We start from the raw sequence: 13,886 nt of genomic DNA on the forward strand, positions 1-13,886 counted from the left end.
TCGAGCACATTGTTTCCACCCAGGAGTCGCGTATTTCGCCGCCTACGGGCTTGTGCGCGACAAAAGCAGGTGGTCAGGAACGATTTTGTAGTGCATAGGGCGGGGAGGATTCTGATGGAGTAGTACGGCGCGGTTTGCGCGACATTTTTTTGTCGTAGTATTTTTTTGACGCAGTAGGCGCCGTTCCATTTCACTCAGTTGCTTCGTTGTAGCCCATGTTCGGGAAGGTGTTTTTGACCCTTTTTGAATTGTGTCGGCGGTTGTCGGCAGGTGCAGTGAGGTAAGGAACATGGCTACTTCAATCGGTGTCGTCAGTCAGGTTGTCGGCGAGGTATTTGCGGTAGCGGGCGATGGAACGCGCCGGCCTCTGGTCGAAGGCGATCGCGTTTTCGCCGGCGAGCAATTGGTGACGGGGGCCGCCGGTGCGGTTGCCGTGAACCTGGGGAACGGTCAGCAACTGACCCTCGGGCGCGACAGCAGCGTGAACCTCACGGTGCAGATGCTCGCGCAGAACCCCGATAACACGGTGGGTGCCCAGGACGCCGCGCCTGTTGCGCCGAGCGCCAACGACCTCACCGATGTCGAGCAGCTGCAGGCCGCTATCGAGGCTGGCGCCGACCCGACCATGGCCGGCGAGGCCACCGCAGCCGGCCCAGGCGCCGGTGGTGGCGCAGGCGGTGTCGGCGGTGGACACAGCTTCGTACTGCTCGATGCCGTCGGCGGCGCGATCGACCCGGTCATCGGCTTCCCCACTGCCGGCTTCAACACCCCGGTGGAATTCCCCGATCCCGATCCGGTCTTCACCGATGACCCGCAGCCCTTCGTCGACGGTATTCCCACCGGTGGCACCGCCAGCAACGCGGTGGACGAAGACGGCCTGCCGGACGGCATTGCCGGTGGCGTCAACGACGCCGCTGGCGAAGACGTCGAAGTCAGTGGTTCGCTGGGCTACAGCTTCGGCCCGGACGGCATCGGCAGCTTCGCCTGGAGCACCGCAGGCCTTGATGACCTGGGCGTGACCTCGGGCGGTATGCCGCTGACCTACACCGTCAGCGACGATGGCCTGACCCTCACCGCCTTTGCCGGTGACAGCGTGGTGTTCACCCTGCAAGTCACCAACATCGCCACCGGCGAGTACACCTTCACCCTGGAGGCGCCCATCGACCATGCGGCCCCGAGTGAAGGTGGCAGCGACGAAAACGACCTGGACTTCCCGTTCGGCTACACCATCACCGATGGCAACGGCACGCCGGCCAGCGGCTCCCTGACCCTCACCGTCAACGACGATTCGCCCGCGCAGCAAGAGGGCGAGCGCCCGGTGGTGCGCGAACTGGTGCATGAAGATGCGCTGGCCGATGGCAATGGTGAAGACACCGATCCGGCGCAGACCACGACCGTCTCGGCGCCGGCCGGTACCCTGAGTGCCCTGGTGAATTTTGGCGCCGACGGCCCTGGCGGCATTTCCCTCAGCGGTAGCGAGGCCGCGTTGCAGAGCCTGTACGACCTGGGGCTGACCTCCGGCGAGGTCGACCTGGAGTACAGCGTGGTGGTGGACCCTGAAACCGGCGTCAGCACCCTGACCGCCATGGCCGGGGATGCCCCGATCTTTACCCTGGAAGTGAGCCCTGACGGCAGTTACACCTTCACCCTGGAAGGCAAGATCGATCACCCTGAAGACGATGGTGTCGACAGTGAAACCCTCGGCGACAGCAGCATTGCCCTGGACTTCTCGGCCCTGCTGGTGGCCACCGATTATGACGGCGATACGCTCGAAGGCGGGTTCGGCGAAGGCAGCTTCGTCATCGATATCGAGGACGATGTGCCGGTGCAGACCGGTAGTGCCGGCGACCGTCCGGTGGTGCATGGCCTGGTGCACGAAGATGCGCTGGATGACGGCAATGGCGAAGACACCGACCCGGCGCAGACCCTGGTCGCCGAAGGTGGCCCCGGTAGCCTGGATGCCCTGGTGAGCTTCGGCGCCGACGGGCGCGGCGGTTTCGCACTGAGCACCGACACCGGAACCTTGGAAGCCTTGCTGCTGGAGTCTGGCGGTGTGCCGCTGGTGTACAGCGTGGTGGTGGACGAGGTCACCGGTATCAGCACCCTGACCGCTACGGCGGGTGAGGGCGGTGCGCCGGTATTTACCTTGGAAGTGAACACCGACGGCAGTTACACCTTCACCCTGGAAGGCAAGATCGACCACCCCGAGGGCGACGGTGTGGACGGCGAAACCCTGGGTGACAGCAGCCTGGCGCTGGACTTCTCCGGCCTGCTGATTGCCACCGATGGCGATGGCGATCCCCTGGCAGACGGTTTTGACGAAGGCACCTTCGTCATCGATATCGAGGACGATGTGCCGGTGCAGACCGGTGGTGCCGGCGACCGCCCGGTGGTGACTGGCCTGGTGCACGAAGATGCGCTGGGTGACGGCAATGGCGAAGACACCGACCCGGCGCAGACCCTAGTCGTAGAGGGCGGTCCGGGCACCCTGGATGCGCTGGTCAGTTTCGGCGCCGACGGGCGTGGCGGTTTCGCGTTGAGCGCCGACACCGGAACCTTGGAAGCCCTGCTGCTGGAGTCTGGCGGTGTGCCGCTGGTGTATACCGTGGTGGTGGACGAGGTCTCGGGTATCAGCACCCTGACCGCCACGGCAGGCGAGGGTGGTGCGCCGGTATTTACCCTGGAAGTGAACACCGACGGCAGCTACACCTTCACCCTGGAAGGCAAGATCGACCACCCGGAAGACGACGGCGTCGACAGCGAAACCCTGGGCGATAGCAGCCTGGCCCTGGACTTCTCCGGGATGCTGATCGCGACCGACGGTGACGGTGATCCGATTCTGGATGGTTTCGATGAGGGCACGTTCGTCATCGATATCGAGGATGACGTGCCGGTACAGAGCGGCACGCCGGGCGACCGCCCTGTGGTGACTGGCCTGGTGCATGAGGATGCGCTGGGCACGGGCAACGGTGAAAGCGGTAATGTGCCGACCCAGACCCTGGTCGCTACCGGTGGTATCGGCGCCCTGGATGCGCTGGTCAGCTTCGGTGCGGACGGTCGTGGCAGTTTTGAGCTGAGCGAGGACACCTCCAGCCTGGAGGGCCTGAACCTGGAATCCGGCGGTGTGCCGCTGGTGTACAGCGTGGTGGTGGACCCGGATACCGGGATCAGCACCTTGACCGCTACGGCGGGCGTCGATGGTCCGGAAATCTTCATCCTCGAAGTGAATGCCGACGGCAGCTACACCTTCACCCTGGAAGGCAAGATCGATCACCCTGAAGGCAACGGCGTCGACAGCGAAACCCTGGGGGACAGCAGCCTGGCGCTGGACTTCTCCGGCCTGCTGATCGCCAAGGACGGGGATGGCGATCCGCTGGCCGATGCGTTCGAGCCGGGTAGCTTCGTCATCGATATCGAAGACGATGTGCCGGTGCAGGCAGGTGAGGAGGGCGATCGCCCGGTCGTGCGCGGTCTGGTGCACGAAGATGCCCTGGGCATGGGCAATGGTGAAAGCGGCAATGTGCCGACCCAGACCCTGATCGCTACCGGTGGTGCCGGTGCCCTGGATGCCCTGGTCAGCTTCGGTGCCGACGGCAAGGGCGGTTTTGCCCTGAGCGCCGACACCGGCACGCTGGAAGCCCAGCAGCTGCAATCGAACCAGGTCGACTTGGAGTACGACGTGGTGGTGGATGACATCACCGGTGTCAGCACCCTGACCGCCACGGCCGGCGGTGCGGACATCTTCACCCTGGTGGTGAACCCGGACGGCAGCTACACCTTCACCCTGAAAGGCCCGATCGATCATCCGCTCGACAACAGCGATGACAGCGAAACCCTGGGCGCGCTGGGTATCGACTTCTCCGGCCTGCTGATCGCCACCGATGGCGACGGCGACCCCTTGGCCGACCCGCTGGAGGCGGGCAGTTTCGTCATCGATATCGAGGACGATGTGCCGGTGGCCTGCGATGAAACGGTCAAACCGATCCTCGACGACGAAGGGCTGGACGGCGGGATCAATGGCGGTCTTGGTGACACCAACGGTGCCGCCACCACCGCCACCGGTACGCTGAATTTCTCGGCCGGCGCCGATGGCCAGCAATCCTTCGAACTGACCGGCCCCGACACCCTGGGCAACGAGGCCGTGACCTCGACCTGGGACCCGGATACCAACATGCTGACCATTACCTCGGCAGAGGGCCGTGGTGATTTGATGACCGTGCAGGTCGATCCGGAAACCGGCGATTACACGGTGAGCCTGCTGCAGGCCTTGCGCCATGAAGAGGGCGGCCACGAGAACAATATCCACCTCAACATCGGCTACACCGTGACCGACGGCGATGGCGACAGCGCCAGCGCCACCATTCGGGTGAACATCGACGACGACACCCCGACCATCAGCCAGAGCGACGTGTCCGACAAGTCCTATGTGACCTTCAAGGGCAGCGACGCCGGTTACGCCAACAGCTACGGCTACTACGTCAAGGGCCCGGATGGTGCCCCGGTGAGCGGCAAGGTGCTCTGGGCCAACGTGCTGGACCTGGATATCGGCGACCAGGCCAGCCTGGATGGGCTGAACCCGGAAGACGTGGGATTCTTCATCATTCCCGATGGTGCCGAGAACGACGGCCTGAGTGACGGCGCCGAGCTGACCTTCGAGTTCGATGGCGGCAAATGGCACGCGGTGCTCGATGGTGTTCGTCTGGAAGGCGCGGACGGTGCCAATGTGCTGTTCAGCGATGCCACCCTCAACCCGGGCGGCGCTCACCTGCAGGACACCGATCACCCGGGCAACCAGAACTGGGAAGACAAGACCGACACCTCCGACTTCGACTACAACGACGTCAGCATCTCGGTCACCTGGGGCGGCCAGTTGCAGGTCGATGAAAGCGACTTCGACGTGGACGCCAGCCGCGATTTCAGCGGGGTGTTCAATGTCGATGCCGGGGCGGACGGGCAGCGCAGCCTGGAGTACGAGCTGACCCTGAAAGGCAGCGAGGACGGTCCGGTGGATTCGGGCCTGATCGATACGGAAACCGGTGAATCGGTGTTCCTCAGCCTGGTGGGTACCTCGACCATCGAAGGGCGTAACGAGAGCGGCGAACTGGTGTTCACGGTCAGCGTTGATGACGCCGGTGTGGTGACCCTCGATCAGCTGCGCGCGCTGAAGCACCCGAGCACTGACCCGGACGAGCCGATCGGCCTGGATGCCAAGCTGATCGGCCTGAAGGCGACTGTTACCGATAACGACGGCGACACGGCCAGCAGCACCCTGGACCTGGGCAAGCTGATCAGCTTCAAGGACGACGGCCCCACTGCCGAGGACGACACCCCTGACGCCCTGGTCGAAGGCGAGAGTGCCAACGTGGTGTCCGGCAATGTGCTGGACAACGACTCGGCCGGTGCCGACGGCGGCAAGGCATTCGTTGGCTGGAACGGCTCGCCGGCCAACACCGCGGCCATCGCCGAGCTGAGCAAGTACGGCACCCTGGTGCTGAACCCGGCCACGGGCGAATACAGCTTCACCCTGAACAACGATGACCCGGACACCCTGGGCCTGGCCGAAGGGGAGACCGTCAGCGAGCGCGTTCAGTACACGATGAAGGATGCCGACGGCGATATTTCCACGGCGTACCTGACCATCAGCATCACCGGTACCAACAACGGCATCACCCTGGAGGGCCTGGACGTCAACGGTGGCGAAGTCACGGTCGACGAGCAGCACCTGCCGAATGGCTCCGCGCCGGATGACGGCGCCCTGACCCAGACCGGCAGCTTCAGCTTCGAGTCGCCGGACGGGCTCGACACCCTCACGATCGACGGCGTGGCGTTCACCTTCGCCCAGTTGCAGGGCGCAACGGAAGGTGCGCCGCTGGTCATCGAAAGCGCAGGTGGTGTGCTAAATATCACCGGCTTCACCGGGACCGCCAGCGGCGGCACGGTGAGCTATGCCTACACCCTGGAGAATGCCGTCGGCCATGATGCCGTGCAGGGGCCGAACACCCTCACCGAGCAGTTCGAGGTGGTGGTCACCGACCGCGATGGCGACAGCGCAACGGGCACTATCGACGTCAACATCGTCGATGACGTACCGGACGCCAAGGACAACAAGGTGTGCATCGAAGGCACCGGCCTGCCACCGTACAACCTGACCCTGGTGCTCGACTCGTCGGGCAGCATGGATGACATCGTCAAGGCTGACCTGGATGGCAATGGCACTCCGGAAAACGTCACGCGCCTGGATGTGGCCAAGGCTGCGCTGGTCAACCTGATCAACAGCTACATCGCCCTGGGCGTGCCGCTGAACTTCAAGGTGATCGATTTCGACAGCAGTGCGCGCCTGGTCTACGAAGGCACGGACCCGGCCGCGGCGAAGGCGGCCATCAATGCCATGACCGAAGGCGGTAACACCAACTACGACGCGGCGCTGGACCTGGCCCGTGACGAGCTGGAGCAAGACCTGGCCAACTCGGACCTGGATGACTACGAGAACCGCCTGTACTTCCTGTCCGATGGCGAGCCCTACCCGTCGGGCAACGGCGCACCGGCCAGCTGGCAGGACTTCGTCGATGACAAGGATATCGACGTGATTACCGTGGGTATCCAGATCCCGACTGGCGGAAACGCCGAAAACGCCCTGGAGGCCGTGGGCAATGACGGTGACTCGGTGATCGTGGTGACGGACCCGAACCAACTGTCGGCCACCCTGGACGACACGGTGCCGGATGGTGTGACGGGCAACGTGATCAGCGACGTGGGCACCGAGGGGGCGGATGTCGCGGGTGCCGACGGCGCGCTCAGCGTGATCTCGGTCACCTACCTGGATGCGGACGGCAACTCGCAGACCGTCGACGTGCCGGCGGGTGGCACGACCGGCCCGCTGGAAACCTTCCTGGGCGGCACGCTGACCATGTCCAGCGACGGCACCTACACCTACCAGGCGCCGGCGAATGTCACCGGCGACAGCGAGGATGTCTTCACCTACACCGTGAAGGATGCCGACGGCGACACCGACAGCGCCAACCTGACCATATGCATCAAGGACAGCGTGCCGGTGGCCAAGGACAACGAGGCCAGCGTCGTGGAAAGCGGCCTGCCGCCGTTCAACCTGACCCTGGTGCTGGACTCCTCGGGCAGCATGGATGACATCGTCAAGGCTGACCTCGATGGTGACGGCAAGAAAGAGGACGTCACGCGCCTGGACGTGGCCAAGGTCGCCCTGGTCAACCTGATCAACAGCTACATCGCCCTGGGCGTGCCGCTGAACTTCAAGGTGATCGATTTCGACAGCGGTGCCCGCCTGGTGTACGAAGGCACGGACCCGGTGGCGGCGAAAAATGCCATCGACGGCATGGCGGAGGGCGGCAACACCAGCTACAGCAATGCCCTGGCCCTGGCCCGTGACGAGCTGGAAGACGATCTGGACAACCCGGACCTGGACGACTACGAGAACCGCCTGTACTTCCTGTCCGACGGTGAACCCTATCCGTCCGGCAACGGCGCGCCGTCCGGATGGCAGAACTTCGTCGACAGCAACGACATCGACGTGATTGCCGTGGGCATCCAGATTCCGAGCAACGGCACGGCCGCGACCGAACTGGGCAAGGTGGGCAACGCCGGCGACACGGTGATCGTGGTGCAGGACCCGAACGAGCTGTCGGCCACCCTGGGCGAAACGGTGCCGGATTCGCTGGAGGGCAACGTCATCACCGATGCCGGCCCCGATGGCGTGGACGACCCGGGCACCGACGGCCCGATCAGCGTGGTGTTCGTCAGCTACACCGACGAAAATGGCGATGAAGTCACCGTGGGCGTGCCGGAAGGCGGCTCCACCGGGCCGCTGACCACGCAACTGGGCGGCACCCTGGTGATCGCCAGTGACGGCAGTTACACCTACTCGGCGCCGAGCAGCGCTCCAGCCGGGGCGGTGGACGTGTTCCGCTACACCATCGCCGACCGCGATGGCGATACGTCGAGCGCCGACCTGACGATCACCATCGAAGACGGCGGCCCCGTGGCCAAGGACGACATGGCACAGGCTCAGGAGGGTTACTGGACGCTGAGCGGCAACTCCACCTACACCGCGCAGTACGCGGTGCATGGCGGCGGACCGACCACCAACGTCAACATCGGTGACATCGACAACGCCCCTAACATGGGCCAGAAGTCCTCCCAGTCCAGCACCTTCACCGTGAACGCTAATGCTGGTGCGCCGGCGCAGGTGATCTTCAGCGCGTCCACCGGCAACTGGAATTCGGCGGACCGCTGGGATGCCGAGCTGTTCCGGGTGGGGGACAGCAACCCGGTCGCGCAATTGCTGAACCAGACCGGCAACCGGAGCAACGCCAGCTTCGATTCGATCACCCAGTCGGGCCAGTACTACGTCAAGTTCACGGTGCGCGACAATTCGGGCAGCACCTCCTTCCCGGGCAACCTGTCCGGGCGGGCGGACCTGGACATCACCAAGCTGCAGTACACCAACCCGCTGCAGAACGTCAGCGTGACGGCGCCAGGCGTGGTCTGGGTCGCAGCGCTGATGGCATCCGGCAACGTGCTGAGCAACGACAACCCGGGGCCGGATGGCGGCGTATCGGTGACCGGTGTCAACGGGCAGGACATGGAGGCGGGCGGGCTGACCCTGGTGGGCCAGTACGGCACCCTCTATATCGCGGCGAATGGTGCCTACACCTACATCCCGCTGACGGGCGATCTTCCGTCGGGGGCGTCGGACAGCTTCACCTACGACATCGTCGACGCCGATGGCAGCACGGACAGCGCGGTGCTGACGGTCGGCATCAAGGACACCCAGTACAGCAGCACGGGCACCAGCGGCAATAACCTGGTGGGCGGCAACGAGGGCAACAACAGCCTGGATGGTCTTGCTGGCAATGACGTGGTCTACGGCGGGGCCGGCAACGACACCCTCCATGGCGGCAACGGCAACGATAACCTGATGGGCGGCGAGGGCGACGACATCCTGTATGGGGGCGCCAACGACGATGTGCTCAACGGCGGGGCCGGCAACGACAAGCTGTACGGCGGTGCTGGCAACGACTGGCTGATCGGCGGGGAGGGCGAAGACATCTTCATCTGGGGCGCGGGCGAGACCGGCATCGACGTGGTCGCCGACTTCCAGACCGGCCCCAATGGCGATGCGCTGGACCTGTCTGCGCTGCTGACGGGCGAGAACGCCGGGAACCTGGAGTCCTACCTGACCTTCTCGTTCGGCCCGTCCACCACCATCGTGGCGGACAGCAACGGTGCCTCGAACGGCGGCAACATCCAGACCATCGTGCTCGACGGCGTCGACCTCGGCGCCGTGTACGGCTCGACCAATGCCGGGGATGTAATTGCCGGCATGCTCAATGATGGCTCTTTGGTGGTGAACGCCTAAGCTCTATGGCAAGAGCAGCCCGCCAACCGCAAGGCTGGCGGGCTTTTTTATGCCCCGTTGCCCTGCATGGCACGGGGCTCGGGCAGATGCAGGAGGCAGTCATGCTTTATGTGCAGCGCGATGAGAAGAACCGGATTCTGCGGGTCGAGTACGAACCCTTTGCGGCCATGAGCCAGACCCTGCCGCCGGACGACCCCGACGTGCAGGCCTGGCTGGCCACCCACGCCCTGCACAACCACCTGGCGGCCCTGCAGCATTCCGACCTGGAACTGGTGCGGGTGCTCGAAGACCTGGTCTCGGTACTCGTGCACCGCGGCGTCATCCGCTACACCGACCTCCCCGAAGCCGCCCGCCGCAAACTCCACCAACGCGCCGAAACCCGCGCCGAACTGGAAGGCCTGGGCGGTTTACTGGACGACGAGCCGCGGTTGGTCTGAGCCATCGCCGAAAGCGCTTGGGGCACGTTCGCAGGGGGGGGCACAGCGCGAACTGGTTCACCACGGGCCTGTATCGCTGGGGACGCGGAGCGTCCCGGGAGGCATTCCCACGCGGAGCGTGGGAACGATCAGTGTGCGAGGTCGAGGCCGCTTGCGCTGTTCGTAGGGTGGACAACGCGAAGCTTGTCCACCACGGGCCTGTAACGCTGGGGACGCGGAGCGTCCGGGATCGATCGAACCAGGCCGTGCCGTAATCACTCCTGCCACGGCGCCGGTGCACCGATCAGGCGGCCCATGGCGCCGTGGATGCCGAGTTCGTCGAGGGTGGTCAGTTCGCCTTCGGTTTCGACCATTTCCGCGATCAGCGGCAGGTCGATGCTGTTGGTGGCGCGGAAGATCGCTTCGATGAACAGGCGCTTGTCGCTTTCCTGGTCGATAGCGCGGATGTAGGTGCCGTCGATTTTCAGGTAGGCCAGGCCCAGGTGGGTGAGGTTGCCGATCAGGCTGAAACGCCCGCCGAAGTGCTGCAGGCCGAGGCCGTAGCCGGCGGCGCGGATCGACTGGCTCAGGGCTTCCAATTCGGCCGGCGGCGGCAGGTGGCGTTCGTCCACTTCCAGGGTCAGCCATTGCGCCTGTTGCGGGTGCTGTTTCAGGCAGTCGATCAGTTTCGCCAGGCTAGCCGGTTCGCGCAGGGTGGCGGCGGACAGGCTCAGCGCCAGCGGTTGCGGGTGCTCGGCGAGGTGCGCCAGGCAGTGTTCGAGCATGGCCAGGTCGAAGCGCGGGGCCCAGCCCAGGCGTTCGACCCAGGGCAGGAAACGCCCGGCGGCGATGGTTTCGCCCTGCGGGTCGCGCAGGCGGGCGAGCACCTTGTGGTGCAGCGGCGTCGTGGGCCTGGCGCAGGTGACCACCGGCTGGAAGTACAACTGGATCTGGTGGCGGGTGAGGGCGTCGTCGATCCAGGTGCTCCAGTCGTGCAGGCCGTTGCTGGCCTGGCCGTTGAAATCGTCCTGACGCGCCCACGGGCGGCTCGGGTCGCTCTGCGCCTCGGCCAGGGCCTGGTCGGCGCGACCGATGACCTGGGCGCTGGCTTCGCCGGGGCGGAAGGCGGCGATGCCCAGGTGGGCCACCGGGGTGCAGTCGCTGGCGCCGGTCTGCCGCAGGCTTTCCAGCCCTTCCAGCAGGGCCTCGACCAGGTGCTCGACATCCTCCCGGGCCAGTCCGGGGGCGAGCAGGGTGAATTCGCCGCCGCGGCTGCGCGCCGCCAGCCAGTCGGAGCGGCCGGGCTGGGCCAGCAGGCGAGTGAGCAGCTCGCCGATCGCCGCGATCAGGGCATCGGTGCGCTGCCCGCCAAGGCGCTGGTTCAGCCCGCCCAGGTCGTTGACGCGCAGCAGCAGCAGGTAGCCTGTGGTGCTTTGTTCGGTGACCAGCAGGTGGTTGGCCAGTTTGATGTCGAACAGGCGCCGGTTGCCCAACCCCGTCAGGCTGTCCTGGTAGGCCTCTTCACGCAGTTTCTCGCTGCGCGCGGCTTCCTCGGCGAACAACGTCTTGAGCTTTTCCACCATCTGGTTCATGGCCATGACCACGCGTTTCAGCTCGGCGGTGCGCGGCACCTTGGGCAGGGTCAGGAACTCGCGGCGGCTGATGGCCTGGGCCTGCTGGACCATGGTGTCGAGGGGGCGCAGCTGGCTGCGCAGCAACCAGCCGCCGAGGATCGCGCTGACCAGCCCGCACAGCAGCAGCCAGGCCAGGCTGCCCAGGGCGCTGCCCCACAGCCGCGCCAGGGCGAACTGCGGATGGCTGAGCACTTCGACCCGCGCGGCCTGGTCCCAGCCGCGCATGATCAGCGCGTCGCCGCCCTGGGGATGGATGTCGACCAGTTCGGCGAACCAGTCGGGCACGGTGTCCGAGTCGCTGCCGGTCTGGCGTTCGACGATCACCGCGTCGTCGGGAATGCGCACCACGCGGATGCTGGTGAAGTAGCCGCTGTCGAAGATCGAGCTGACCATCAGCTCGACCATCGCCGGGTCGTCGATGTGCGGCGTCAGCGACAGCCCCAGGGCAGTGGCCGCGTCCTGGGCGTGGGAGCGCAGCTGGCTGAGCAACTGCTCGCGCGAACTCTCCACGCTGGCGATGAAACTGCCGGTAAAGGCCACCACCAGGAACAGGCAGATGGCGAGGAACAGCTGTTTGAGTAACGACATAGAGGTCTCCTAGCCTTCGCCGATGGCGAAGCCTTCCGCACGCATCTTTTTCAGCAGGTCCTGCCAGCGGGACAGTTTCTTGGTATCGCTCTTGCGGCTGTTCGACCCCGCCAGGTACAGGCCTTCGGCATTGAAGGCGTACACCGGCAGCAGGTCCTTGCGTTGCGAGGCAGGGCGTATTTCGGCGATCAGGTTGTCCAGCACCAGGGGTTCGGCACCGGGGCTGGCGTAGTAGGTCAGGACCATGTGCGCCTGGTTCTGGCGCAGCGCCTTGACGTAGGTGATGCGCAGCTTTTCGCTGGGCACCCCGAGGCGGCGCAGGGTGAAGTACTTGGCGATGGAGTAGTCCTCGCAGTCGCCGGCGCCCTTGACCAGGGATTCGATGGGGGTGGCCCAGTAGTCGTTCTCCTGCCAGACACGGGTGTCGTCGGAGAAACGGATCTGCCGGTTGAAGAAGCGATTGACCTCGCTCAGCAGCTCGCGCTCGGGCAGGCCGGCACTGGCGTTGATCAGCGCGTCCCAGGCCTGGATGCGCTCCTTGGCGGCGCCGAGGGTGCCGTAGCGGGTTTCCGCGTTCTGCAGGATCAGTCCGAAGTCCCAGTTGGCCAGCGCGCCGCTCAGGCCGATCAGCAGCAACGACGCGCCCAGCCAGGGCCGCAGCTGGCGCTGGAATCGTCCTTGAGTGAGCTGCCCTGGCTGCATGACGCGCGCCTCTGCCGGTAATGGACAGAGTCTAGGTGGTGTGCCTGGATTTTGCCGGAAATAGCCAGTGGCCAGGTGTTGGCGTCAAGGGTTTGGCAGAGTCTTCTGCTTGAGGATGTACAGGCTGACCAGCACCGCGCTGGTGAGCATGAACAGACGGGCCCAGAACAGCGGCACCAGGTAGCAGGAAAAGCCGATGCTCAGCCACATCAGGCCGAGGGCGTAGACCTTGCCCTTGAGAGGGATGCCGTTGCCTTCCAGGTAGTCGCGAATCCACGGGCCGAGGCGGGGGTGATCGACCAGCCAGTGGTAGAAACGCTCGGAGCTGCGCATGAAGCAGGCGGCGGCCAGCAGCAGGAAGGGCGTGGTGGGCAGGATCGGCACGAAAATACCGATCACGCCCAGCGCCACGCTCAGCCAACCGACGGCCAGCAGCGCGTAGCGGATGGCCGGGTTGCGATTGATGCGGACGTCGCGCGCCATGGCGCGACTTAGTGGTGACGGGGCTTGAGCAGCGCCGGCTTTTCTTCCGGTGCGTTGCACAGCAGGAACAGGGCGGTCAGCAGCTCGGGGATCTGATCGACCATGCTGTCGACCAGGTCGCGGTCGCGGGCGATCTCGGCGAACTCCGGCTGTTCGTCGAACAGACCCGAGCCAACCATGATCGGCAGCAGCAGTTCGCTGACCTCGTCTTCGGCGTCTTCGAACCACACCGACTCACGCAGGAATACGCCTTCCATGAAGCCGATGCACCAGCCGCGCAGTTCGGAATCGTCCGGGTCGTCGCCCAGGTCGAGGTCGCAGGGCATTTCCGGGTCGTCGTCGCTGGCCAGTTGGCGAGCGATATGGGCTTGCAGTTGCAGCAGGGTGGTTTCGATCTCTTCGCGCTCGGCGTCGCTGCGGTAGTGCGGCGGCTCGGCGAACAGCGCGTCGATCCATTCGCGGGCCGGGACCTGGTCCGGGCAGATCGACAGGGCGGTCAGGTAACCGTGGGCGGCCACGTAGTCCAGGGCCTCTTCGTGCAGCTCATCGGCATCGAGGAAGGCTTGCAGGCGGGACAGTTGCTCGGCGAAGGACATCGTGGGGCTACCTTGAAGGAGTAAACGAGGCTGGATTCTAGTCCAGAGGCGCTTTAGCGGCCATAGTTCCGCTTAA

Annotated in this window: 6 protein-coding genes; 2 read left to right on the forward strand and 4 right to left on the reverse strand. The window is 65.2% G+C overall.

Annotated elements, in window-relative coordinates; genetic code table 11:
• The first annotated feature begins 289 nt into the window (after positions 1-289).
• Positions 290-9,391, forward strand: coding sequence for a retention module-containing protein (locus tag N5C28_RS06215; RefSeq protein ID WP_279821114.1), 9,102 nt, complete (start codon positions 290-292; stop codon positions 9,389-9,391).
• A 101-nt stretch (positions 9,392-9,492) separates the two neighbouring features.
• Positions 9,493-9,828 carry a tryptophan synthase subunit beta gene (locus N5C28_RS06220; RefSeq protein ID WP_279821115.1) on the forward strand — a complete coding sequence of 112 codons (336 nt, stop codon included), beginning with the start codon at positions 9,493-9,495 and terminating at the stop codon, positions 9,826-9,828.
• A 254-nt stretch (positions 9,829-10,082) separates the two neighbouring features.
• Here N5C28_RS06220 and lapD read toward each other — a convergent pair whose 3' ends face one another.
• From lapD to N5C28_RS06240, 4 genes are all read right to left on the reverse strand, one after another.
• On the reverse strand, positions 10,083-12,029 hold the full coding sequence (gene lapD / locus N5C28_RS06225; protein WP_279821116.1) for a cyclic di-GMP receptor LapD: 1,947 nt from the start codon (positions 12,027-12,029) through the stop codon (positions 10,083-10,085).
• A 9-nt stretch (positions 12,030-12,038) separates the two neighbouring features.
• Positions 12,039-12,731: a cysteine protease LapG gene (gene lapG / locus N5C28_RS06230; RefSeq protein ID WP_279821117.1), complete on the reverse strand. Its 693-nt coding sequence runs from the start codon at positions 12,729-12,731 to the stop codon at positions 12,039-12,041.
• Between the two features lie 84 nt (positions 12,732-12,815).
• Entirely contained in the window at positions 12,816-13,214 is a 399-nt protein-coding gene (locus N5C28_RS06235) for a YbaN family protein (protein ID WP_279821118.1), read from the reverse strand.
• A gap of 8 nt (positions 13,215-13,222) precedes the next feature.
• A complete protein-coding gene (locus tag N5C28_RS06240) occupies positions 13,223-13,810 on the reverse strand; it encodes a YecA family protein (RefSeq protein ID WP_279821119.1) in 588 nt (195 codons plus the stop codon).
• Positions 13,811-13,886: the final 76 nt, after the last annotated feature.

It is taken from the genome of Pseudomonas sp. GD03944, from assembly GCF_029839275.1.
Lineage (GTDB): Bacteria > Pseudomonadota > Gammaproteobacteria > Pseudomonadales > Pseudomonadaceae > Aquipseudomonas.